We start from the raw sequence: 24539 nt of genomic DNA, 5'->3' as shown, positions 1-24539 counted from the left end.
CTGTACCTTAAATACGTAAATTTGCTCTATATAAGCCTTGCTCTCAAGGTTAGTGTGAGCATCGTATCGGTGTTTTGTAGTACATATAATACAAATTAAACGATACATAACAAGCTTTCTCAAAGTATTTACCAATACGATTTAAATACAAATTAAATACAAATATGTATTGGTGAGATCGTGATCACGGATTAAATGTCTTTAAGTTGTATTATTCTCATCGTCGACAGGGACGACTGTCGTACTAATCCGTGACTATGGGACAAAGGTTATGAAACTTACTACTCTAACGAATAAGTCGCTCGTAAATCTGCAAACTACGTTTAGCAGTCGAGAAGAAGCGATTTACGCACTTGCTGACCAACTGGATCAGCAAGGCAAACTGCATAACAAGCAAGAGTATCTTGATGCAGTATTTGCTCGTGAAGAGCAAGGCCCGACAGCGCTTGGCGAAGGCCTAGCAGTACCGCACGGCAAGACTGACGCGGTTAAAGAAGCTGGCTTCGCTGTAGCAACACTAAAAGAAGACATGAAATGGAAAGGCCTAGATGAAGACGAAGATGTGAATCTTATCTTCTTAATTGCTATTCCAAATGCAGAAGCGGGCTCTACCCACATGCACCTGCTGACTGAACTGACAACCACATTGGTTGATGACGATGTTCGTGAAGCTGTATTAAAAGCGACAACCGCTGATGAAATCTTCGCACTTCTTGATGGCGATAATCAGCAAGAAGAAAAACAAGACAACTTAGATACAAATGCGCCGACAATTGTATGTGTTACTGCTTGCCCAGCAGGCATTGCTCACACCTATATGGCGGCTGAGTACCTAGAAAAAGCGGGCAAAAAGCTTGGCTACAAGGTTCATGTTGAAAAGCAGGGCGCAAACGGTATTGAAGATCGCTTAACAGCTGAACAACTTAATAATGCTGTGGCGTGTGTTTTTGCTGCTGAAGTCGCGATTAAAGAAGTGGATCGTTTTAACGGAATCCCTCGTGTTGAAACGCCAGTTGCAGAACCGATTAAACACGGTGAACGCATTCTAAATGAAGCGATTGAAGAGTCGAAAAAAGGTAACGGTGCAGAACGCACAGTAGCTACTGACGACAAACCTAAGAAATTGCCATTGAAAACTGAGCTTAAACAAGCGCTGCTTTCTGGTATTTCTTACGCAGTTCCTCTTATCGTTGCTGGTGGTACTGTTCTTGCGGTTGCTGTTCTTATCGCGCAAATTTTTGACTTGCAAGAGCTTTACGCAACAAAAGATTCTTGGTTGTGGATGTATCGTAAACTAGGTGGCGGCCTATTAGGTACATTAATGGTGCCAGTACTGGCAGCTTACACAGCTTACTCATTAGCCGACAAACCGGCACTTGGTCCTGGTTTTGCTGCGGGTATTGCCGCGAACATCATTGGTTCAGGTTTCCTAGGCGGTGTTGTTGGTGGTTTGATTGCTGGTTACGTAATGCGTTGGGTAAAAGAGCATGTTCGCTTGGGTCCTGCGTTTAACGGTTTCCTTACTTTCTACCTTTACCCAGTAATTGGTACTTTGGTGGCAGGTAGCTTGATGCTGTTTGTTATCGGTAAACCTGTTGCGTTCTTAAACCAAGGTCTAACGGACTGGTTGAACGGTATGTCAGGCACTAACGCATTGTTATTGGGTGCGATTCTAGGTCTGTTTGTATCATTCGATTTAGGTGGTCCTGTAAACAAAGCTGCTTACGCATTCTGTTTAGGTGCAATGGCGAACGGTGTTTATGGTCCTTACGCAATCTTTGGTTCGGTAAAAATGGTATCGGCGTTCACTGTAACGGCTTCAACCATGATTGCTCCACGTCTATTCAAAGACTTTGAGATTGAAACCGGTAAATCTACATGGCTACTTGGCCTTGCGGGTATTACCGAAGGTGCAATCCCAATGGCGATTGAAGACCCAATCCGTGTAATCGGCTCATTCTTACTAGGCTCTGTAGTAACAGGTGCAATGGTTGGTGCGGCAGGTATTGGTCTATCAACTCCGGGCGCAGGTATCTTCTCTATCTTCTTGTTGCACGATTCTGGTTTGGGCGCATTCTCTGCTGCTGCAATCTGGTTCGGTGCTGCCATTGTCGGCACAGTGATTTCAACCATTACTCTTCTTATGTGGCGTGGTCACGCTGTAAAAAAGGGTAAGTTTGAAGCAAGTACTGCAACACAGAACTAACTGAATTTTGAGCTCACTTATAGCTCGTCATTAAAAACACCATATAAAAATAACGAACAACTTGGCTGTCCTAAATACCTGTGTTCCTAACGGTTTTATTCACACAGATTCTGGACGTAGTTTTCTGCACCCTAAATTTAGTGGCAGCCAATTTTAACCCCTTGAAAAACTTTAATTTAGCCGTATTTGAGTACGAATTTAAGATTTACTCGAAGCGACACATTTAGGTAAATGATTATGACTACATCACGCGTACATATTACTCCACACATGCACTGGGATCGTGAATGGTATTTCACAACAGAAGAGTCTCGTATTCTTCTAGTGAACAACATGGAAGAAATCATGAACCGTCTGGAGAGCGATCCAGAATACAAATATTACGTTCTAGATGGTCAAACAGCCGTTCTAGAAGATTACTTCGCGATCAAACCAGAGAACACAGAACGCGTAAAAGCATTGGTTGAAGCGGGCAAGCTAATTATTGGCCCTTGGTATTCTCAAACCGACACAATGCAAGTTTCTGGTGAGTCGATTGTACGTAACATGATGTATGGCATTCGCGACTGTATGAAATTTGGCGATGCAATGAAGATCGGTTACCTACCAGATTCATTCAGCATGAGCTCTCAGTTGCCGATGATCTACAACGGCTTCGATATCACGCGTGCAATGTTCTGGCGTGGTTGTTCAGAGCGTCACGGCACCAACAAAACAGAATTCTTATGGCAGTCAAACGACGGTAGTGAAGTAACGGCACAAGTGCTTCCACTAGGTTACGCGATTGGTAAATATCTTCCACAAGATGAAGAAGGCCTGCGTGCTCGTCTAGATAAGTACTTCCCAGTGCTAGAGAAACCATCGGTAACCAAAGACATCTTGTTGCCGAATGGACACGACCAAATGCCAATTCAAAAAGACATCTTTGAAGTAATGGACAAGCTTCGCGAAATCTACCCAGATCGTGAATTCTCAATGAGCCGTTACGAAGAAGTGTTTGAGAAAGTAGAAGCAGCACGCGACCAACTCGACACAATCAAAGGCGAATTCAACGACGGTAAATACATGCGTGTTCACCGCACGATTTCGTCAACACGTATGGACATCAAACTGATCCACGCGGAAATCGAAAACAAGATTGTAAACATCTTAGAGCCTCTAGCGTCTATCGCTTGGACATTAGGCTTTGAATACCACCACGGTTTGATTGAGAAAATGTGGAAAGAGAGCATGAAGAACCACGCTCATGACTCTATTGGTTGCTGTTGTTCAGATAAGGTACACGCTGAAATCTTAAACCGTTACATCCTTGCGGACGACATGGCGACAAACCTAATCCACTTTTACAAACGTAAAATCGTTGACCATATGCCGGATCGCGAAGGTTGCGACAAACTGGCGATGTTTAACCTTTCTCCGTATGAGCGTGAAGAAGTGGTGAACACAACCATCACTATCCGTGCTCAAGAATTTTCTATCTTTGATGAAAACGAAAACCCAGTTGAGTACTTCATCCAAGACAAGCGCCAAATCGACCCAGGTAAAGTAGACCGTCAAATTGTTCACTACGGAAACTACGACCCGTTCATGGAGTTTGATATTCAAATCAAACGCACTGTACCAGCAATGGGCTTCACTACATTACACATCCAAGGTAATGAGAAGGGTGCTGTAAAAGTCGCTGAGCAGAAAGACTACTTGCTAGAGAACGAATACTACCGAATCAATGTAAACGACAACGGTACTCTGACTATTTTCGATAAAGAAACAGAGCAAGTATTCGACCAAGTACTTCGTTTAGAAGACGGTTCTGATGACGGCGATGAGTACGATTACTCACCATCTCGTCAAGAGTGGCTGTTGTACTCAGATGAATTCCCGGTAGAAACATCGATTGACCACCAAGGCTTCCAATCGGTAGCGAACATCGCTTTCCGTATGAACGTGCCTGCAAACCTGGCAGAGCGTGAAGAACGTACGGGTCAAAACGGTTTTGTAGAAACGCAATGCCAAGTGGTACTAAAACAAGGCTCTCGCCGTATCGAAGTTCGCATGGAGCTAGACAACCAAGCCGACGACCACCGTGTACGTGTGCTAGTACCAACGCCATTCGTTTCTGAAACTGTCGTTGCAGATAACCAGTTCGGTTGTATCACTCGCCCGACCAACGACCCTGCAATGGCGGTTTGGGAAGAAGAGAAATGGAAAGAAGCGCCAGTTCCTGTGTATCAGTTAATGAACTTTGCAGCGCTAGAAAACGGCAAAGCAGGAATGGCGATCATGTCGAATGGTCTGCGTGAATTTGAGGTGATTGCATCTCAAGGCGACGAAAACAGAGATACTTTCGCACTGACACTATTCCGTGGTATCGGCGTGTTGGGTAAAGAAGAGCTATTGCTTCGTCCAGGTCGTCCTTCTGGTATCAAGATCCCAACACCAGATTCACAAGTGCGCGGCAAGTTAGTGTGTGAGTTCACACTGTGTGGCTTCTCTGGCAACCACATTAATGCGAACATCATGGCGCAAGCACGTGACAATGTCACTCAGATCGAATGCTACAACAAGATCCCTTACAACGCGATGAAGCTGAATGTGGGCGAACAAAACCTACCAATGAGTTTCAGCTTGCTATCAAAGCAACAAGCAGGTGCGGTATTAAGTGTACTTAAGAAAGCTGAAGACGAAGATGCACTGATCATGCGTGTCTACAACCCAGCAGAAACGGGTTCAGTATCGGATTCAATCTCTTTCACTCAAGCGGTTTCAAGCTGGAAAGAGACAAGCATGGACGAGCGCGTACGCGAAGGTGATGTAGCATCTGAAGAGTTCGGCCAGATAGCACCTTGCCAAGCAAAAACATTCCAAATCAAATTCTAATTTCGATAACCCGCTCACCTTGGTGGGCGGGAATGGTGAACGACAATGAAAATTGTAATTGCCCCTGATTCATTTAAAGAATCACTCGATGCTCATCAAGTTGCGTCTTGCATTGAGCGTGGATTTGCCGATGTTTTCCCTTACGCAGAGTTTGTAAAACTGCCTCTCGCTGATGGGGGTGAAGGTACCGTAGACGTGCTGCTAACCGCGCTTAACGGTAAGAAACAGCTGCTACAAACAACAGACGCACTAGGTCGAGAATGTACGGCTTATTGGGCTTCGTTAGAACAGACAGTTGAGGGCGCTAACGTAAAAACTGCCTTGGTGGAATTTGCTCAAGCATCGGGTTTAGACCGATTAACCGTAGAAGAAAGAGCACCTCTTACAGCATCATCTTACGGTACAGGGTTACTGATTAAAGATGCATTAGATCAAGGTGTTGAACAAATCATTATTGGTTTGGGCGGCAGCGCAACCAATGATGCAGGTGCAGGCATTTTTCAAGCGTTGGGAGGCAAGTTATTAGACAAGCAAGGCAACGAGTTATCTGGTGGCGGCGCAGAGTTAAGTCAGCTAGCAAGCATCGATCTTGATGGACTGCACCCTAGATGCAAGGAAGTGACGTTCTTGGTCGCGTGCGATGTGAATAACCCATTATGTGGCGAAAGCGGAGCAAGTGCCGTGTTTGGTCCGCAAAAAGGCGCATCACAAATTCAAGTTCAACAACTTGATGCTGCTATTGGGCACTTTGCCGATATCGCTCAGGCGCAGACAGGTATTAATCATCGCGACAGCACGGGCTTTGGTGCTGCTGGTGGTACGCCGTTAGGGCTAAGCCTAGCGTTCAATATCCAAATTAAAGCGGGTATTGAGATGGTACTGGATGCGTTGGATGCGGATAAGGTACTTGAAGGCGCTTCATTGGTCGTGACGGGTGAAGGGCAGATGGATAACCAAACCCTGCAAGGCAAGACTCCATTTGGTATCGCTCAGCGTGCTCTTAAGCAGAACATTCCAACCATTGGTATTGCTGGCTCTTTGGGTAAAGACGTTGAAAAGCTTTACGGCTCAATGTCTAGCCTGTTTGGAACCGTACGATCACCTCAGTCTCTAGAGCAAGTTTTATCAGAAGCGAATCAAAACCTGACTCGTACTGCCCGTAATATCGCCGCCACACTCAAGCTTGGCAGCCAGATTTTTAATGAGAAGTAATTATGTCTCTATTTAAACTCGACAACGTTATTCAAAACTACGCATGGGGAAGCAAAGACTCCATCAACCAACTGTTTGGTATTGTGAACCCAAACCAAGAACCGCAAGCAGAAATTTGGATGGGTGCTCATCCTAATGGTTGCTCAAAAGTAGGTGATACCGGTGAGTCGCTTTCTCACATGATCGATGAAAACAAAATCGATGTCTTAGGCGGGTACACGGCGGCACGTTTCGGTGAATTACCTTTCCTGTTTAAGGTGTTGGCCGCTGAAACACCGTTGTCGATTCAGGTTCACCCGAACAAGCGAAAATCAGAGTTAGGTTTTGAGCGAGAGAATGCACTAGGTATCCCTTTGAATGCGTCTAATCGTAACTACAAAGATCCAAATCATAAACCTGAGTTGGTTTATGCGTTGACCTTTTACAAAGCGATGAATGGCTTTCGTCCAATCGACGATATCATTGCCCTGTTCGAAGAAGCGGATATTCCTTCGCTAGCGATTGAGCTTAATGTCCTAAAAGCCAATGCCGACAGTGATTCTTTGAAGTCTTTCTTTAGCGCCATTATGTCTCTTGAAGGTGACCGCAAAGAGTCTGCGCTTAATGAGCTTTATGCTGCACATGCGCGACCAGCCAAAACGGTCATGGGGCGTGAAGCTCTTCAATATAGCATTGAGTTCAAGCAGCATTATCCAGGTGATATTGGCTTATTTGCGCCATTAATGTTTAACACGGTTGAACTGGCGCCTGGTGAAGCGATGTTCCTTTTCGCAGAAACCCCACATGCTTATGTTCAAGGTACGGGTTTAGAGATTATGGCAAACTCAGACAATGTGCTGCGTGCCGGTCTCACTCCCAAATATATCGATGTCCCTGAGCTTATCGACAACACAATCTTTGAGCCGATTAAGCCAGAAGATATTCGCCTTAAACCTGTATTGAAAGAGGGCAAGATGAGCTATCCAATTCCAGTGGATGACTTTGGCTTTGATATCTTGTCTGCGACTGATGAGAGTAAGTCACAGTATCTACGTAGCGCGGAGATCTTGTTCTGTGTGGAAGGAGAGGCGACCGTCACTTCAGAAGGACGGTCAGTTTCTCTTAAGCCCGGAGAGTCGGTCTTTGTAAGTAGTAATTCAAGTGTTTACCAATATCAAGGGGATGGCATTTTGGCTCGTGCTTTTAACTAGTGCCCCCGTGCTAGCGATCAGCAAAAGAAATGTCAGAGTGCCACTGTAAAGTGGCACTCAATATTGGATTGGTGGTTGTTACCTATCTGTCTTTGACAGTCATGATTATTGACCATACCCGCTACTCTGGCGGGTTTTTTCATTATTAGAAAGAGCAGATAATAAGCTTGTAGAAAAGACAAACCCTGCAATCAGAGCAGGGTTTTTATTGAATCAGTATGGAGTGACTGGCTAAGCAATATGCGTCATTTTGTTAAGCATAAAGGTTTCAATACAACCTTCAGTCGCAGCCACGTAGTCAGCGATGTGTTGGCTCGCTAAGTGTTTCTCTAGATGAGCTTCAGACTCCCAGTTCTCATGAAAAACAAAGTGAGCAGGGTTACTGTTATCTTGGTGCAGATCGTAGTTAATACAGCCGTCTTCAACACGGGTTTTATCGATCAGTTTAATCATCTCTGATTTAACTAGCTCAGTTTTGCCTTCTTTAGAGACGATCGTTGCAATAATAGTCAGTTTACTCATTCTCAATTCCTTAGCTATAAACTCGTTAAGTTCAAGTAATATAGTTATATTTTAGATTGAAGAAAGAGCTCTGGAATCCAATAACTATGGAATCCAGCATCCATAATAGTAGAGGCAAACCTTACAGGGAGAAGACGAAGAGAGCGGCTAGAAAGAAACATGAATGGCCGACACGAAGGTCGGGCATTAGATAGATAAATTACTGAAAGGTATTAGTTTTGGATTTCAGCTTTAATCCAAACCATACGGTGATCAGAAGAAATATCTTTACCGTTACCGTAGTTACCTACACGTTCGTCATTCATTAACAGACGACCATCTTCAAATGTAGCAGGCCAGTACACGCCAGAATCTGAAATAGTTAAGTTCTCTGATGGTACAACGTGATCAAGGCGCAGACCGCTTGTGCTTGTTACTTGACCTGGATATGGAGTATCCCAGTTTGCTTCCTTACATTCACCCAGTGCTAAACATTCTGGGCCACCAAGGCTAGCTGGCGCTAGTGGACCGAACGTCGCTAAACGGTTAACTTTGTCGTGATCCATAAGAGCATTAATTGCAGTTAAGTCACCATCACCTTTAAGAGGATCAGCGTTTAAGTCACCCATTACTACGAACTTGGCATCATCGGCTAAGCCGCCTTTAACGTCTTTGTCATCGTACATGTAGTTTTGACCTTCGATGTAATCAACCCAGAAGTTCACTTCATCTGCATTTTGAACTTTGTTCTTACCTGTATCGAAAATCGGTGGTGTTGGGTGAGACATAAGCAAGTGAATTGTCTCAGTAGTGCCATCTTCTTGTGGGATCAGAATTGGCGCGTCAACATGGTTTTTAGAAGAAAGGCGCACTTCTGCCCACTCTTCAGCGGTATACCAGTCGTCACCACACTCCATGCCGTCTGGGATAGGGTTCCAAGAATCGTTACAGTTGGTGATAGTTGGCATAGTAGCCGAAGGCATATCGCTCCATTTGAATTTTTGAAAAGTACGGATGTTGTCGTGATCAATTTCGTACATAGACATTAGCGCGAACGCATATTGTCCGTGGTAGTTACCAAAGCCCCACGCGTCACCAGGTAGAGCTCCAGCAACACCATCGTTATCCAGATCGAAGCCAAATTCATTAAGCAGACCAGTATTGGTCGCGAAGTTGGCAAAATATTGGAACACGATTGGCTCTAAGTCATTACCGTCTTGATCAATGCTGTTTGAGTTTTGAGAAACAGATAGGTAGTTCAAGCGGAAACCGATAAGAGCATCGTTATTTTCAGCGGTACCGTCGTTGTTAAACTCCGCCATCATGATCACTTCTGGGCGCTCAGTCTGGATGATTGCAGCTACATTACGAATCTGGATTACTTTAAGAGCCGTAGCTTTATCTTCATCTGACAGACTGTCATTTGCCCAACCTTCAACCAATGCGTCTTGATCTGGCTTGGTAAGTTTCATTTCGGCTACAAGATCTTCGTAGGTATAACGGTCAAAAGAAAGGTTAAATACGGCAATTTTAGCTTCTGTAGAAGAAGGGACAGTTGGCACTTCTGGGTAGTAATTATTTGTTGTTTCGTCACCGCAGCCGAATAAAAGGGTAGTAGAAATTGCTAGCGCTAGTGATGTTTTTAACATTTTCATAAAATGATTCGCTTTTGTAGTCCGTGGAACAGGAGGGCGCGCATTTTATGTTACAAAACGAAATTCTGTAAGTGACTTTGATCACAGCAATAAATGTAAGAAAACGTTTTCTTACATTGTAAGTGTGATATTAGATGTTGCTTCAGATTTGATTAGAGTTTTTATTCAACCCTAATCATAGATAAGGTCATAAAAACAAAAAAGCGCCGAGGCTGATATAGCCTAGGCGCTTGATAAAAAACAGAATATGTTACTAAAAAGTTAAGCGTACTGTTCTACAGTTTGAGCCCAATTTCGTTTTTGTTGTTCAAAATTTAGCTTGATTTGCTGATAACGAACTTTAAGTACAGAGTGTTCGTATTTTTTCACCACGTCTTCACGCTTGCTTTCAAGTAGCTGCTTTTTGACTGCGTAGTATTCGTTCATGTTTGATACCAGTGCATCGAACTCTTCTTGAAGCTTGTCTGCGATTTGTTGCTTGTCGGCACGATGCATGATCTTTTGTTGCGTGCGCTTAAGTAGCATAGTCGCTTCGGCCTTTTCAATGCGGGCTTGAGGCGTTTTCTTTAGCTTGCTTGCTAAGCCCATCAATGAAGCACTCTTAATCAACCATTTCGTTGGATCGTATTGCCACCAGTAAATGCCATTACGGTAATCGTTCTCAAAGATGTGGTGGAAGTTGTGGTAGCCTTCGCCGAAAGTGAGTACTGCTAGCACACCGTTATCACGCGCTGTGTTTTTGTCAGTAAAAGGTTGGCTACCCCAGATGTGAGCAAGAGAGTTAATGAAGAATGTTGTGTGGTGGTTAAGGACCAAACGAACCGCACCTACGATCAACAACATGCCAATCACGTCACCGTAAATCACGCCTAATGCGATAGGAACACCGAAGTTCATGATCAACGCCAGAAGAACATAGTGCTTGTGCTGCCACATTACGATCTTGTCTTTCTTCAGGTCACGACAGTTTTCATAGTTTTCATACATTGAAGTGCTGTAGTTACGAATCATCCAACCAATGTGCGAGTACCAAAAACCACGTTTTGCAGAGTACGGGTCTTTGTCATTGTTATCGACATGCTTGTGATGAACACGGTGATCAGACGACCAGTGTAGAGCGCTGTTTTGCAGGGCAAAGGCACCACCTAAAGCAAATAGAAATCTTAGGCTTGAATGCGCTTCAAATGCTTTGTGTGACCATAAACGGTGATAACCCGTCGTGATCGACAGATTACAAAACGTAAAACAGATCGCTAGCCATATCCAGTGCTCCATTCCATAGCCGAAAAAGTAGCCATAAACGGGAGCTGCAACAACAGCAAGCAGCATACTAAAAGAGAATACAAAAATATTAAGCCAGATTAACGGCGGCTTTTTTGTTGATGGTTTGTCAGCACTATTCATTAGCAAATTTCCATTGGGCTTACATCTGTGCGCTAGAATATCAGCGTACACGTGTAAGTCAATATTGAAAGTGTAAACGTGTATTAGTATGTTTTGCTTAAATATTGTATAAAGGTAGTGTGAAATGTAGTAGCAAGTCATAAATGGAAGTACTAAGGGCTAATAAATGGAAATTAAGGTAGCTGAATATAAAGATTATGAGCGGATTGCCCAATTACACGCGGATAGCTGGAAGCTATATTACCGTGGCATTCTTGCTGATGATTACCTAGAACATGATGTTTTGGAGGACAGATCTGTTATTTGGCAGACTCGTTTGATAAACCCTCCTTTCAACCAACATGTTTTATTGCTTGAAGAAGGTGGTTTACTGGTTGGTTTTGTCTGCGCGTTTGGTAATCACAACTTTGAGCGTGGTACGTTCATCGATGCGTTACATGTAGACAATAATTATCGTGGTCGCGGCGTAGGTAAGCGCTTATTGTCTGAACTGTCGAAGTGGTTGCAACAATATTACTCCGATTCAGGGCTCTACCTAGAGGTGATGTCTGAAAACCATCAAGCCATTGCGTTCTATGAAGCGATTGGTGGTAAAGAAGAGTTGGAACAGGTTTGGAACGCACCGTGTGGTAGCCAAGTGAACGAAAAAGTCATCTCTTGGGGCTCTCCGGTCGAACTTGAACAGAAGACAGCCAGCGCAGCGTATTCTTAATAGCTTCTTATTGACTAAGAGTCGGTTGACTAAGAGTTGGCTGAATATAAGTTTGTTGCTTTAACGTAGGTTTCTCCTGAAGACACGGTAAAGCTGAAACAAAAAATCAAAGCCCCGAGCATTTAATTGCTCGGGGCTTTTTAATAGCTGTAATCATTATGAGAGGGAATAGTAGAGCTTGATAAAAACGGCTAATCACACCAAGTAACTTGGTTCCTGCCGTTTTTCTTAGAAATGTAGAGCGCTTGGTCGGCATCATCGATGAGCTGCTCGACAGAGCCAATCGCCATTGGCGCATGCTTTACTCCTATCGAAATGGTTACTTCTAACCTAAGACGAGATGGAGACTCTAAAAGGGAGTCGACCAATGATTTTATTGATGCTTCCGTCTCGCCTTGTACCATCACGAGAAACTCTTCACCGCCATATCGAAAACAGTTGCTACTGCTTGGCAATCTCTTTTGAATCTCTGCCGCCAATTCTTTGATTACCATATCACCCATTTGATGACCGTAGGTGTCGTTAATCGATTTGAAATGGTCGATATCGATCATGATTGATGTGATCGATAGCTGACGATTGATACTCGGTTCTATCACTTGATGAAGGTACAGGCGGTTGTAGCAACCCGTAAGTGCATCTTGATAGGAAAGGGCTTCGAACATATTGGATTGCTTACGAAGCTGTATAGCTTGTTTGCGTAGTTGTTCTGATTGCGCGAAACGCTTATGCACTTCTAAGTCACGTCTAATACAAGCAGCCGAGATTAGGATATAGGCAGAAAGGTAGACTGAAATAGTCTCTATCTCATGTTTAGGCTCTGCTTCATAGAGTAAAGGGGCAAGGCCAATAAGATAGGAAGAAAAGATAAAGGAAAGCGTTGTGATGCTGTACTTTGCAGACAACCTTGAAAAGGTACCGATGTAGATCATGACGAGAATGATGCCACCTTGGTAATCGAAATTGTTCAGCTCAACAGCGAGTCGACCAATATAGATCAAAAACAGTGAGCTAATAACAAGGAATATGCTCTCGACGAGTTCTAAAACGTTGGGTTTGTTTTTTATGCAATATCTGGCGACAACCATCATCAATATAAAGAGTATGAATCGTGAAATGATGGGGCCAAGGCACTCTGTACCAAAATGGATATAGTCGGTGACAATAAAAGCACAGAATATTGAGATCGGGATGTAGATGAAATTTATGTACGGCAAATAGATTTCATTATCGAAATAGGTTTTAAATCTCTGATTTTTGAACCCAGAATAGGAGCGCATTGAAAAGCTAGCCGTGATTGATACACAATAATTTGCGTAGTATGTCACAGTGTTTGTGATTGTAAACGGCAGTTTCTATAGATTTGTCAGTATGTTAGCTAGATCAACAAACAGTGGGGGCAATATCCACGCTCTAAAGTATAGAGAGCGTGAATATCTTAGAGGCTGGTACGAGAGTGGTTAATAAAAAACGCTTAGAAAGTTAATCGCGATTAACGCTTGTTCTTCAAGTAACGCTTACGACGCTCTTCTTTCTTCTTCGCTTGCTGCTCAGCTTTCAGTGCTGCCGCTTCTTCCACTTCAACCAATTCTTTAGTGATCATTTCAGGCAGCTCTAGAGTGACTTTACCTAGAGTACCGTTACGAAGTTCGTGAAGTAGAATCTCAGAACACTTGTGAAGGTCAATATGACCACCTGCACGCAGTGCACCACGCTTACGGCCAATCGCTTCCATCAATTCGATGTCTGACTCTGGCAACTCTTCGATTTGGTAACGTTCTTGCAATAGGTGAGGGTATTGTTTTGCTAGGTACTCAACGGTGTAGAATGCCACTTCATCATATTCCATCGCCGTATCTTTCACAGCGCCCGTTGCTGCTAGGCGGAATCCACTGTGTGGGTTTTCTACTTTAGGCCAAAGGATTCCAGGAGTATCTGAAAGGATCACGCCGTTTTGCAGATTGATACGTTGTTGGCGACGAGTTACCGCGGGTTGGTTACCAGTTACCGCGATTGTACGCCCAGCTAAGCAGTTGATGATGGTTGATTTACCTACGTTAGGGATACCCATGATCATCGTGCGAATGTTTTTACCCATCTGTTCACGGTGCGGTGCAAGTTTGCGAACCAACTCCATGACGTGGTTAACTTCTTCTTTAACGCTGGTAGTAATTGCAATCGCTTTAACGCCTTGCTCTTTCTCAAAGTGCTCAATCCAACGCTGAGTCAGTTCAGGATCGGCAAGATCGCGTTTGTTCAACACTTTTACACAAGGCTTATCGCCGCGCAGTGAAGAGATCATTGGGTTTTCACTACTGAACGGAATACGAGCGTCCAGTACTTCGATGATCACATCAACCTGTGGGATAACTTCTTCGATTTCTTTGCGGGCTTTATGCATGTGACCCGGAAACCATTGAATAGACATAGAGATAAACCTTGATAAATATATTTGCTGCACATTGTAAAGGTTGGATAGGGCGTGTAAAGCCATATCTATAAAGGGACGATAAAGATTTAGGTTTATCGTCGCATCACTATGATTTTAGCCGATGTTAGATGAGCTGGGAGGTGTGATTAGGGAAGGATTAGTAACAAAGCTAATCACCTACTCTCGACGCTTAAGAATAACTCCCATTTTCTCGCCGAACGCGAGGGTCAAATACATGAAGATCTCATCATCATCGACGGCCCATGATTTGCCTGAGACTAGGCTACCTGTTTGTGGTAACTGGCGGTTCAAGTAGGCTTCGAGTGCTTCTTTGTTGATGTAATTTAATTCGGTTAAAGAGAAGGTGATCTTTGAGTCGACCCGTCCTTGAACTTGTATGTTACTGGTGACGCTGGTTTGAAAAGGCGCAGCAGTGCTAGATTTTGGTTTGAACGTGGTAATTAACCGCGCACTCTCAGATTCGGGGCCATCAATGATGAGTTGAGTGCTGATGTTTAGTGAGCGCTCGCCATAGTCAACAGTCGTGTGACCGCTCCAAAACCCAGTAAATGGTTTAGTTGGTGTGTAGTTTAGCTGGAATAGCAGATAGCCAAGCACAACACATATCGTCCACATGGAGAGCACTTTATAGTGCTTCGATTCTAATTGCATAACGTAACTTGCTCTTGATAAGCACAATGAACGGATTCTTCATCGTCTTTTAAATAGATCGCCACAACTTGTTGATTATTGCCGATAACTACTGTTGGTGTTTGGGATAACGTGTCTATGTGTTGAGCTTCTGCTTCGACCACTGAAACTTGTTCTAGATAACGTGCAGATGGAGCGAACCAAGAACCCAGTCCATAACCTATGACTACTGCTAATAAACAGCCTATCACGGTCGCAGCGCCAAAACGTTGTAGGCGGCTTTCATCTTTCGGTTGAATAGAATGGGTGTTTACACGGTTCAGTTCTTCAACTTTGACATCAACAGGGTCGAAGTCCCCATGCTCTACAGCTAAATATTTTGCAGGTATTTCTGGTGAAGAATGAGGGTGTTTCTCGACTAATTTAGGTTCTATGGCTAACAAGTAGCCTTGCTTTGGGATTGTTCTAATTAGCGAGCGCTGGTCGTCTCCCATGGCCTTTCTTAAACGTTTGACCAGTTGGTTGATCGTCGCATCCGTCGCATAGGTGTTTTCATACAGCTCTTGAACGATGTTCTCACGAGATAGAACGTCAGGGACTCGCTTGATCAATGCATTCAGCAAAGCCGATTCTTTTGCTCTTAAACGAGTAAGGTTATCGTCCTTAGACAATACCCCTGATGTTGATGAATATAAGTATTCACCGATCAGGTAAACAGGCGGTTCTAAAGTGAGTTTGGCCATAGGTAAATAACTGAATAGAAACTGAATTTATTATCGCATTTTAGTTACGTTATCGCCACCCATCGCCACTAAACCGAAATGTATCGCTATAGCTCTTGTTTTGAAGTATTACCCCACTATTTTTGCTCAAACAACAAGCAAGTAATAAAAAGCCGCTAGTTCTGGAAACTAACGGCTTGTTTAAAGTGAGTGTGATGTTGCTTAGGCTTGAAGTAGCTAAACTAGGTTAGAAAGCGTAGTTCAGTGACGCTGACAGTAGCCATTCACGGTGCGTGAAGAAATCGATATTAGATTCATTCTTTCTTGTGCCAGTAAAGGTCGCGACGCTCCAGTTTTCCCAACTGCCGAGATCTTTGTATTCGTAGGCGATAAACAACTTGTAGCTGTTATCTGCTCGGCTGCGTTCGAATACTGGATTGTCTGCACGGTAATCGCTGTGCGCATAATTGCCTGTCACTGCTAAAGCATAAGTAGAAGAAACAAAAAAGTAAGAGGCTTCAACAGCGTATCTATTATGTTGGTTGGCTTTACCTTCGGCATCATGAAAGGTGTAGCTTACTACGTAGTTGATGCCAGATTGAGGGCTTAACATCGAGAGATATTGGGCTTTGATGAAATAAGCTTTGCTATCACGTTCTAGAAGCTCGTCAGGAACATGATCTTCTTCGACATCCGCGAAGGCATAGGCCATATCCAAAGAAATGTTGGTTTGTGCAAGGTTACTCAATTTTACTCGTATGGCACCTCCATCAACATCGGTCTTTTGCCTAGCTTCGTCCATGTCGTAAGGGTTTGTCCAAACTTCACCTGGGATAACGGTTGGTAGGTAGGCCAGATCAAAGGTGGTACCGGAATCCAACTGTTTTTGGTAACCGAACTCAAATGCTAATGTGCCGACGGATAAGTCATCACGAGAGGTACCCATGTATAAGCGGTGAGCTCGATCTTCGCCAAAATCAAAGTTAACGATACCAAGGGGAAACAACAGGGTTTTATCGCCGTTATCACCGCGGTTGGAATCTTCGCCTAGATTTGGGTTGCCCTCTGTGTAGAGGTTGGAATCTGAATGAGTATAGAGGGTAGCAAAAAGAATCTCGCCACTGAATTGGTCCCACTCTACAGCATACGCGTTGTTTACTGTCGCTACAGAAATCAGGGAAATTAAAGACAATTTTATCGCGTTCATAACAATCTCAATAGTAGGCTTACTTTAATCGTCCTTGTTGGTGCTCGAGAGCATGCAGTCCTTGAAATCAATGCTTTATACACGTCACCCGGTGTTCTCGAAATCTCACGTTGATATTCATGCGCGTGACGAAACTCAAGGGTATTGGTGTGAATTCATGTGTTGGATATGCATTATTCATAGGTGACGAAGGTAAAGCTAACAACAAAAAGTGACCTTACAAATTAATTTTAAGTTCTTGAATTTATGAGATTATTATTTTTTGTCACTTTTTTTATCGGTAGAGCTGGTGCATAATTTGAGATGATTTAGCTATTTTTAGATGCTTGAGAAAGATAAAAGGTAAAGGTGGAGAAGATCCAGTAATTGCTGAGCGTCGTGCCTTGACTAGCGAAGATACTATTTAGGTACAGTGAGGTTATTGCAGAGTGAACCTAATATTTTACCACTTTACATATACGTATATTGTTAGCTTGTGATATAAGTTTAATATACTTTGGTTTTACTAATTGGTAATTATTCTGACGAGTTCTAACAAATACGGTTAGACAAATGACCCAAGAGATAGCAAGTATGGTTTAGTACCTTAATGGTTTAAGGACGATAGCAGTTAAATATTCTTTGTTATTTTAATTTATGCCGATTTATACAGCATTTGTTGCTTTTGTCAGTTTTCGTTTTTGTAACAATACCGCACCAATTATGGTGTAGTGGATTGTCGTTACCAATGTTGAGATCTTCATAAAGTTGTATAATTACATATATTTTATTAATGAGTTTTTGAGTGCAGCTTTAATAGTATTGTTTCATGTCAAATCCTTAGAACCTTATTCGTAGTCCTTAGCGGAAAAGGTTGTGAGAATTTTCCTACTTATTCATATTAAGTTTTAAATAACAGTAACTTATTTTCACATGTGGGTTGTTGCCTAATTTGACAAATTAGATGTCAAGTTTAGGATGTCCGACCTGTTTTGTAGGAAAGTTACATGTTGAACTATAGAAATACAATCGCTTTTATTGCTATTACTTTGGTCTGTTTTGTCATTCCAGAGACTACTGTCGCATCTGAAGAAAGGGACGACAAAATTGTTGTGGGTGTGCTGTCAGATAACAGTCGTGATGAACATGGAAACTTTGAGGCTATTTATGGTATCAGCTTAGATTACCTATCAAATATAAGTCACTTCTTAAATCTAAAATTAGAAATTAAGCACTACCAAAGTATTCCTGACCTGCTTGGTGATGTTGAAGCAAATAAAATTGATGGCGCATTAGGGTTTAGCAAAACAGCAGAACGAGAAAAGAAGTTTTCATTTTCGGCTCCCATTTTTTCTACCACTTTGGCTGTTTGGTACCGAGATGCATATCTGAAAAACAGTAACCAACAGCAACTCACTTGGGCGTGTGTCAACAAAAGCGTGTATTGCCAACTTATTGAGAAGCGTGGTGCACAGCAAATCTATAAAGCTACGTCACGAGATGATGCATTCGAAGCAGTACTGCAAGGGAAGGCTGATGCGCTTGTGACTACCTACGTTTCAATTAACGAATATCTCGATCATAAAGATGTGATGAGAGGTGCTGTTGATGTGCCTTCATGGTTACCTGAAGAGAAGATTCGCTTCATTTCCAGTAAAGATAACTCAGAGCTAATAGAAGACATCGACTCAATTCTTTTGTGGGAAGTCGAAGGGCGTGGTATTCGTTCGGTCGCGTCCAAGAACCCTTACCACGTTAGCGACAAGCTTATCTCGCAATTTAAAGCTCACCAGAACGGCAAAGATGTCATCACATACAGCTCAAATGGTGAGGCGTATCCGTTTCTTTTCGAGAACGAAAAACGACAGCTCGATGGCATGCTGGTGGAGTATCTGGCGTTAATTTCTGCAAGAACAGGGTTGGGGTTTAATTATGTCGTCCCTGAGTTGAACCTAGAATCCAGTTACACCTCATACAACGCTGATATTGTTCCTGTGTTGTATCGAGATAGGACGAAAACTAAGGCTGCTCAGTGGTTAATCACCAAACCATTTATGAACGCAAGCTTTACCAAAGTAACCCATAACGAAGCCAACGGCCTGCCTAAAACAGATAAGCAAGGCATTCTTCTGAGTGTCAGCAAGCAAGGCATCATTAATGTTGGCGAGCGTGAAGACAGAAACATCACACGCTATCGCGATATGAAAGAGATATTGGATGACTTAAGAAGTGGTGAGATCTCGGCTGCGTATGTGCCGAACGATATTACGTACTCGATGATTCTGAACGATTCGTCTGAAGGACTGACTTTTGATAAAGACGAGGGCATCACGTATTCAATTGCATTCGCAGTTTCCAAGAAAAATGTCGAGTTAAAGAATGTACTGAACAGCATCATTGATACGGTGAGTGTGGAAGAGATTGAAAAGCTTCGCCGTAACTATCGTAAGTTTGATCTGGTCTACGGTTACGACAGCAGTAACGTGAACAAATTTGCGGCTTTGGTATCGGTCGTGTTTGTGACTCTGTCATACCTTGGTTATCTGCTTTTGGTCAATCTGCGCTACAAAGTCAAACTGGCGGAGCTAAATGCAGGTAATGAAGAGAAAGAGAAAATCTGGCTCTCTGAAATCATTCAAGAGATCAACAATATCGTTTTTATTCATAATGATAAGAACGAGATATTACTGAGTAACTGTCCTAAGTTTCAATCGAACGAATGTCAGGTTTGTACCATGAAGTCGCAAGCGAGCGGGGCTTCATTAGTCGGAAATCAGATTGAGATCAAAACGATTCTTGATGGTGATAACCTCAACGATACTCACTTGGCCGAAGATTGCCGTTTAGATATCTCTCATGTTCACAGAGAGAGTAAAACGATCTCATCATCGAACAGTGACAAGCGCTTTATCCTGACGTCTTTACTTGATGTATCTGCGCAAAAGAAACGTGAAAACGCGTTAATCAAAGCTGAGAAAGAGGCGAAACTTGCAGTTGAAGCAAGAGAGAACCTACTCACTACCATGAGCCATGAACTTCGCACGCCTTTATCTGCTGTGCATGGGTTGCTCGACATCATTAAGATCAATGCGGTTAACGATAAAGACAGTCATTTAGTCGACCAAGCTATTCGTTCTCTCGATCACCTAAATAAGCTGGTGGATGGCGTACTTGATCTGTCGAAGATCGAATCGGGTGTGCTGTCTGTCAAAGCTGAAAAGGTCGAACTATTACCGCTTCTTTGCGATGTATTCAGAACCTTTGAACCAATTTCTAAAAGTAAGAACCTTCATTACCGTGTTGAGATTCATCCCTTTGTTTATCAGTGGGTGATGGTTGATGGCATTCGTGTGTCTCAAATACTCACGAACCTGCTGTCGAATGCCGTGAAGTTCACCTCAGAAGGTGAGATCAGTGTTGTGGTTGCGGCTGTCGATAATCAGCTAGTTGTCGAGATAACCGATACCGGTATTGGTATGACTCCAACACAACAACAGCAAGTGCTGAAACCCTTCGTACAAGCCGATGACAGCATAACAAGACATTACGGTGGAACAGGGTTAGGACTCAGCATTGTTGACCAGCTCCTGCAATGCATGGGTGGCGAACTGTACATTGAGTCTGAGTTGAATCGCGGCACCATAATCAATGTTTCTATCCCGTTTGTTAGATGTGACGATGATGAGGGCTATTCCATCAGGAGCCTAACGTATTCACGAGATCTCCCTGACAACTTAAAGGGTTGGTGCCATGAGTGGAAGCTAACAGAGTCTGAGAATACACCTGATCTTTACATCAAACAGAGTTCGGAATCCAATCTTGTCAGCATGACGGTTCGCCGAAACTCGAGTGACCAAATAACGATTGAAAAAGAACAGTTGAAGTATCCAGACAGTTTGTTGAATTTGATCATAAAACCAGATGATCACACCGTTAATTTACTCACCCCAGACGCTGTGAGCGATTGGAAATATGGCGATGTACTTATCGCAGAAGACAATCCAATTAACCAGAGCGTGATGACGTTGCAAATGAATGAGCTCGGCATCAAACCAGTATTTGTGGATAACGGACTTCAAGCATGGGATTACATTAACCAAAACTCGATTAAGGTACTGCTTACTGATTTCCACATGCCCGAAATGGATGGTTATGAGTTGGCAAACAAGATCAAAAGTAGTGAACAATTTAAAGATATTGTCGTGATTGGTATCACTGCGGAAGACTCACGAGTAGCGCGTGAGAAAACCAAAGACATAGCGATCGATGACATTCTTTACAAGCCATACAGTGTGTCCAAGTTATTGGACATTTTGGAGAAGCACGCAACGCCTGCAGGCCGTGCTCCCAGTTGGTTAGAACGATTCGAGAAAAATGACGCAATCGCGGTTGCCAATGTGTTTATCGATACCATGACTGAAGATGTCGCGAATTTTGATTTCCACTCGCCAACCATCAACCGAACCGTTCATCGAATTAAAGGGGCGTTAAACGCAATCGGAGCGAGTGAAATTTCTGCGCTCTGCCAAGACGTTGAGTGTTGTGAACCAAAAGCGAATAAAGAAAAGTTAGAGAAATTGGTCGGGGCCATTGAGTCAGAAATTGAATTTACAAAAGCGTGGTTAAAAGCCAATGAACACTAATCTTAATATCATGATTGTCGACGATCACCCGATTCATCTGATCTTGTTAAAACAGCTGCTAACCAAGTTAAGTTGCAAGGTTACCGTTTTCGATAACGCGTTAGAGGCTTGTAAAAGCGTTACTGATACAAATTACGACATTATCTTTTGTGATATTCAAATGCCAGTCCACGACGGAATCGACATGATGTTTATGTTGGATGAAGCGAATTACCAAGGCAATGTTGTCTTGATCAGCTCCGTTGAACTGACGGTGATTTCGGCTATTCGTGCCATGTGTGAGGGCTTTCCATTTGATGTGTTAGACATCATTGAGAAACCCTATACCCAAAAGTCGATTGAAGACGTGCTAGCGATGAGGCTCAAGTCAGCCAACAAAGCTTGTCCTGCGAGAAAGAAGATCGAGGTCACCGACGAAGAGTTTCTGGTGGCATTAGCCAATGGCCAAATACAGAACTACTACCAGCCTAAAGTGGACTTTGTCACGGAGCATTTGTCTGGCTACGAAGCGCTGGCTCGATGGGTACACCCTGAATACGGCGTGCTAACCCCAGATGTGTTCTTGCCTATTGTGACTCGATGTAAATTGTCAGCAGAGCTGTTTGATACCGTTCTAAACAACGCGTTAGATGACATTAAAATTCGAAATCTGGACAAGAAAATCGCTATTAATGTCGATCAGTTCAACTTAGAAGACAGCGACTTTGCTCAGACTTTTATTACTCGATGCTTAGAGCGAGAGGTGAACCCTTCGGCGTTCATTATCGAGATTACCGAGCGTGACACTTACCGTAACAGTGTCTCGTTGTACAAGAACCTCACTAAATTGAGGGTGAATGACGTGACGGTATCGATCGATGATTTTGGAACGGGGAATTCAACCTTGGAAAAGTTGGCTCAACTGCCGTTCAACGAAATGAAAATTGACCGTTCGTTTGTCTTTGAAATTAAAGATGACCAAAAGAAAAAGAATATCGTTTTATCAATATGTGGCTTAGCGAAAAACCTTGGAATTAAGCTTGTCGCTGAAGGGGTGGAAGACCACGAAACTTGGTCTTTGCTAAAGGAATACGGTGTAGAAGTGTGTCAGGGATATTTTGTTTCTAAACCGTTGCCGTTAGAACTTGTCAAAAAAATAGATATAGATATCAAATGAACTGCTTAATTTTCGATGATCATCCTCTGGTTTGTGTTGCAATCAAATCACTTGTTGAATCCTCACCTCATATTACTCAAGTCAACGTGGCTTCAGAGTTGAAAACTGCCAATGAGTTTGTTCGTAAATCAAACATCGACTTATTGATCTTGGATGTAAATTTGAATGATTGCGATGGGTTCGACTTTTATCGTCGCATTAGAGCGCATGGGTTCAAAGGGCGTGTGGTGTTCTATTCTGCTGAAACCAGTGCTTACTACAGTGAAATGGCGTTCAAAGTGGGGGCTCATGGTTATGTGTGTAAATCGGAGCATTACAACGTACTCAAAGACGCAATTGAAGCCATTGCAAAAGGTTACTCGTTTTTTAAAGAGATTAATGACCCACAAAAGGCAAAACGAACGCTTAAGCTCTCTGCTCGTGAAGCGACGGTCGCTAAGTTATTGCTTAAGGGAATGACAAATAAAGATGCCGCAGAATTTCTCTCTATCAGTGAGAAAACAATCAGTACTTACAAAAGAAGGATGCTTACCAAGTACAGCGTTGACAGTATTGTCGAGTTGTCGAGAGTGATTGAATTATGACAACCAAACGAATCATCAAATTAATGCCAAAATTTAAAGTGGCGACGATCTCACTGACATTTTCTTCCATGTCATTTCTCTTGTTTGTCGTCAGTTTTGGCACGGTAGCAATCAACAATGACATCAAAGAGTTTGATTTAAGTACGTTGCAGTTAGATAGACATAAAGACAACTTAGTTCTGTTGGGGTTGTTTACGGAATCTCAGATCAATCAAACGTCAGACGCGGGTAGCCATGACTTCGACAGTGTTGATGAGATCAACTTTGTTGATAGCATTTATCCTCTTGGTGATCCTGAACTGAATAAGGCCGAAGTCGCTGTTAGGCATTTAATGCATCAAATTTCGTTGTACAAAAACCTAGGTGGGATCGACGATAATTTCGTCTATTTTTATCGTTCTTATTCGGGTTCCAAATACATATTCCCAAATAAATTTGAGAACTTCACACCGTCAGAAGCGCATCTTTCACGAGACATTTGTCTTGGAAGTGAGGTGTGTTCGATCACTGCGAAAGAATACCAACTAACGGATAGGGTGATCATATCGCCGCCTCACATTGGGCTGATAAGCCAAAAGGAAATCATTTCGATTGTTACCCCAGTGTATGACGAGGGGAACATCATTGGTGACTACGTGTTGAACGTGAATATAGAACTTTATATAAGCGGTGGTTTAGATGTAGGTTATGAAACGACAAACAACATCAATAACGTGGTTGTTACATACCCTGGCTACCCATATTCGTATCTGAACTATAGTAAAACCGTGGTTGCAGATAATAAGACTACTTATACGTATCGCTATCCATATTCCAAGTTGGTTATTGATTACTTTTGGGTGTTTGTTGTTTTGCTGCTCGCTAGCCTTAACTATCTCTTTTATGTCAATAAGGCCAGGATAGCCAAAGACGAATTGGTAGATGCGAAACACTCGGCGTTAAAAGATGAGCTGACAGGATTGTACAACCGTCGAATTTATAACGAGCCGTCTTTCAATCAAGCGGTGCAAGGAAAAGCGTGTTCGGTTATCGCCATCGATGGTGACCGAATTAAAAAGATCAACGATAACTTTGGCCATAGTTGGGGAGATGAAGTGATTCAACACATCGCTTATTCAATGAAAGACGTTTTCCGTCGTGATGACTTCTTGATACGAGTTGGTGGCGATGAATTTATCGTTATTATGCCGAATTGCAGTTTTGAAAATGCTAAGAAAGCTTCAGAGATCCTCCAAAGGCAAGTGACAGAGTCTAAAGTCGCTTCATTGGGTTTTGATGTTTCCGTGAGCGTTGGGGTCGCATTCAAAGGTGCGAGTGAGTCACTGGAAAGTGTGCTTCACAAAGCCGATGAAAAGCTATATGAGCAAAAAGCGCAGCGCTAATTGGGTGCTTACTTCATCTAACTTATC

Annotated in this window: 17 protein-coding genes; 9 read left to right on the top strand and 8 right to left on the bottom strand. The window is 42.9% G+C overall.

Going from position 1 to position 24539, the window contains the following annotated elements; genetic code table 11:
- Positions 1-271 precede the first annotated feature (271 nt).
- From mngA to manA, 4 genes are all read left to right on the top strand, one after another.
- Complete coding sequence (gene mngA, locus FLM53_RS20685) at positions 272-2206, top strand: PTS 2-O-a-mannosyl-D-glycerate transporter subunit IIABC (protein WP_132788158.1); 1935 nt, start codon at positions 272-274, stop codon at positions 2204-2206.
- A 237-nt stretch (positions 2207-2443) separates the two neighbouring features.
- On the top strand, positions 2444-5083 hold the full coding sequence (mngB, locus tag FLM53_RS20680; RefSeq protein WP_176679604.1) for a mannosylglycerate hydrolase: 2640 nt from the start codon (positions 2444-2446) through the stop codon (positions 5081-5083).
- 45 nt (positions 5084-5128) lie between these two features.
- On the top strand, positions 5129-6295 hold the full coding sequence (locus FLM53_RS20675; RefSeq protein WP_176679605.1) for a glycerate kinase: 1167 nt from the start codon (positions 5129-5131) through the stop codon (positions 6293-6295).
- A 2-nt stretch (positions 6296-6297) separates the two neighbouring features.
- Positions 6298-7485: a mannose-6-phosphate isomerase, class I gene (gene manA, locus FLM53_RS20670; RefSeq protein WP_176679606.1), complete on the top strand. Its 1188-nt coding sequence runs from the start codon at positions 6298-6300 to the stop codon at positions 7483-7485.
- Positions 7486-7716: 231 nt separating this feature from the next.
- Here manA and FLM53_RS20665 read toward each other — a convergent pair whose 3' ends face one another.
- From FLM53_RS20665 to FLM53_RS20655, 3 genes are all read right to left on the bottom strand, one after another.
- The gene (locus tag FLM53_RS20665) at positions 7717-8007 is read right to left on the bottom strand and encodes a putative quinol monooxygenase (RefSeq protein WP_176679607.1); all 291 of its coding nucleotides are present in this window, start codon (positions 8005-8007) and stop codon (positions 7717-7719) included.
- Positions 8008-8219: 212 nt separating this feature from the next.
- A complete protein-coding gene (locus FLM53_RS20660; RefSeq protein ID WP_176679608.1) occupies positions 8220-9641 on the bottom strand; it encodes an endonuclease/exonuclease/phosphatase family protein in 1422 nt (473 codons plus the stop codon).
- Positions 9642-9902: 261 nt separating this feature from the next.
- Positions 9903-11045: a fatty acid desaturase gene (locus FLM53_RS20655; RefSeq protein WP_176679609.1), complete on the bottom strand. Its 1143-nt coding sequence runs from the start codon at positions 11043-11045 to the stop codon at positions 9903-9905.
- A 166-nt stretch (positions 11046-11211) separates the two neighbouring features.
- On the opposite strand from FLM53_RS20655, the gene FLM53_RS20650 reads away from it, so the two are divergent.
- Positions 11212-11757 carry an N-acetyltransferase gene (locus tag FLM53_RS20650; protein ID WP_017633065.1) on the top strand — a complete coding sequence of 182 codons (546 nt, stop codon included), beginning with the start codon at positions 11212-11214 and terminating at the stop codon, positions 11755-11757.
- 191 nt (positions 11758-11948) lie between these two features.
- On the opposite strand, the gene FLM53_RS20645 is transcribed toward FLM53_RS20650, so the two are convergent.
- From FLM53_RS20645 to FLM53_RS20625, 5 genes are all read right to left on the bottom strand, one after another.
- Positions 11949-12974 carry a GGDEF domain-containing protein gene (locus tag FLM53_RS20645; protein WP_176679610.1) on the bottom strand — a complete coding sequence of 342 codons (1026 nt, stop codon included), beginning with the start codon at positions 12972-12974 and terminating at the stop codon, positions 11949-11951.
- 275 nt (positions 12975-13249) lie between these two features.
- Complete coding sequence (ylqF, locus tag FLM53_RS20640) at positions 13250-14185, bottom strand: ribosome biogenesis GTPase YlqF (RefSeq protein ID WP_176679611.1); 936 nt, start codon at positions 14183-14185, stop codon at positions 13250-13252.
- 180 nt (positions 14186-14365) lie between these two features.
- The gene (locus tag FLM53_RS20635; RefSeq protein ID WP_176679612.1) at positions 14366-14860 is read right to left on the bottom strand and encodes a hypothetical protein; all 495 of its coding nucleotides are present in this window, start codon (positions 14858-14860) and stop codon (positions 14366-14368) included.
- On the bottom strand, positions 14851-15582 hold the full coding sequence (locus FLM53_RS20630; protein ID WP_176679613.1) for a winged helix-turn-helix domain-containing protein: 732 nt from the start codon (positions 15580-15582) through the stop codon (positions 14851-14853). Before FLM53_RS20630 ends, FLM53_RS20635 begins: the two co-directional genes overlap by 10 nt.
- A gap of 226 nt (positions 15583-15808) precedes the next feature.
- On the bottom strand, positions 15809-16768 hold the full coding sequence (locus FLM53_RS20625; protein WP_176679614.1) for a DUF2860 family protein: 960 nt from the start codon (positions 16766-16768) through the stop codon (positions 15809-15811).
- 986 nt (positions 16769-17754) lie between these two features.
- Between FLM53_RS20625 and FLM53_RS20620 the strand changes: the two genes are divergently transcribed.
- Genes FLM53_RS20620 through FLM53_RS20605 form a run of 4 tightly spaced genes read left to right on the top strand, consistent with a single transcriptional unit; the run spans position 17755 to position 24512 of the window.
- A complete protein-coding gene (locus FLM53_RS20620; RefSeq protein WP_176679615.1) occupies positions 17755-21390 on the top strand; it encodes an ATP-binding protein in 3636 nt (1211 codons plus the stop codon).
- On the top strand, positions 21380-22546 hold the full coding sequence (locus FLM53_RS20615) for an EAL domain-containing protein (RefSeq protein ID WP_176679616.1): 1167 nt from the start codon (positions 21380-21382) through the stop codon (positions 22544-22546). The genes FLM53_RS20620 and FLM53_RS20615 overlap by 11 nt, the downstream gene beginning before the upstream one ends.
- Complete coding sequence (locus FLM53_RS20610) at positions 22543-23130, top strand: response regulator transcription factor (RefSeq protein WP_176679617.1); 588 nt, start codon at positions 22543-22545, stop codon at positions 23128-23130. The genes FLM53_RS20615 and FLM53_RS20610 overlap by 4 nt, the downstream gene beginning before the upstream one ends.
- On the top strand, positions 23127-24512 hold the full coding sequence (locus FLM53_RS20605) for a diguanylate cyclase (RefSeq protein ID WP_176679618.1): 1386 nt from the start codon (positions 23127-23129) through the stop codon (positions 24510-24512). The genes FLM53_RS20610 and FLM53_RS20605 overlap by 4 nt, the downstream gene beginning before the upstream one ends.
- Positions 24513-24539 lie beyond the last annotated feature (27 nt).

It is taken from the genome of Vibrio sp. Scap24, from assembly GCF_013394185.1.
Classification (GTDB): domain Bacteria; phylum Pseudomonadota; class Gammaproteobacteria; order Enterobacterales; family Vibrionaceae; genus Vibrio; species Vibrio pomeroyi.
Note: the sequence above shows the minus strand (reverse complement) of the source record. Positions and strands in the feature narration are given on the sequence as shown.

What these genes read in the sequence shown, in the direction of transcription:
- mngA (WP_132788158.1), top strand. Translation starts at nt 272, where the DNA reads ATGAAACTTACTACTCTAACGAATAAGTCGCTCGTAAATCTGCAAACT.
- mngB (WP_176679604.1), top strand. Translation starts at nt 2,444, where the DNA reads ATGACTACATCACGCGTACATATTACTCCACACATGCACTGGGATCGT.
- FLM53_RS20675 (WP_176679605.1), top strand. Translation starts at nt 5,129, where the DNA reads ATGAAAATTGTAATTGCCCCTGATTCATTTAAAGAATCACTCGATGCT.
- manA (WP_176679606.1), top strand. Translation starts at nt 6,298, where the DNA reads ATGTCTCTATTTAAACTCGACAACGTTATTCAAAACTACGCATGGGGA.
- FLM53_RS20665 (WP_176679607.1), bottom strand. Translation starts at nt 8,007, where the DNA reads ATGAGTAAACTGACTATTATTGCAACGATCGTCTCTAAAGAAGGCAAA.
- FLM53_RS20660 (WP_176679608.1), bottom strand. Translation starts at nt 9,641, where the DNA reads ATGAAAATGTTAAAAACATCACTAGCGCTAGCAATTTCTACTACCCTT.
- FLM53_RS20655 (WP_176679609.1), bottom strand. Translation starts at nt 11,045, where the DNA reads ATGAATAGTGCTGACAAACCATCAACAAAAAAGCCGCCGTTAATCTGG.
- FLM53_RS20650 (WP_017633065.1), top strand. Translation starts at nt 11,212, where the DNA reads ATGGAAATTAAGGTAGCTGAATATAAAGATTATGAGCGGATTGCCCAA.
- ylqF (WP_176679611.1), bottom strand. Translation starts at nt 14,185, where the DNA reads ATGTCTATTCAATGGTTTCCGGGTCACATGCATAAAGCCCGCAAAGAA.
- FLM53_RS20635 (WP_176679612.1), bottom strand. Translation starts at nt 14,860, where the DNA reads ATGCAATTAGAATCGAAGCACTATAAAGTGCTCTCCATGTGGACGATA.
- FLM53_RS20630 (WP_176679613.1), bottom strand. Translation starts at nt 15,582, where the DNA reads ATGGCCAAACTCACTTTAGAACCGCCTGTTTACCTGATCGGTGAATAC.
- FLM53_RS20625 (WP_176679614.1), bottom strand. Translation starts at nt 16,768, where the DNA reads ATGAACGCGATAAAATTGTCTTTAATTTCCCTGATTTCTGTAGCGACA.
- FLM53_RS20620 (WP_176679615.1), top strand. Translation starts at nt 17,755, where the DNA reads ATGTTGAACTATAGAAATACAATCGCTTTTATTGCTATTACTTTGGTC.
- FLM53_RS20615 (WP_176679616.1), top strand. Translation starts at nt 21,380, where the DNA reads ATGAACACTAATCTTAATATCATGATTGTCGACGATCACCCGATTCAT.
- FLM53_RS20610 (WP_176679617.1), top strand. Translation starts at nt 22,543, where the DNA reads ATGAACTGCTTAATTTTCGATGATCATCCTCTGGTTTGTGTTGCAATC.
- FLM53_RS20605 (WP_176679618.1), top strand. Translation starts at nt 23,127, where the DNA reads ATGACAACCAAACGAATCATCAAATTAATGCCAAAATTTAAAGTGGCG.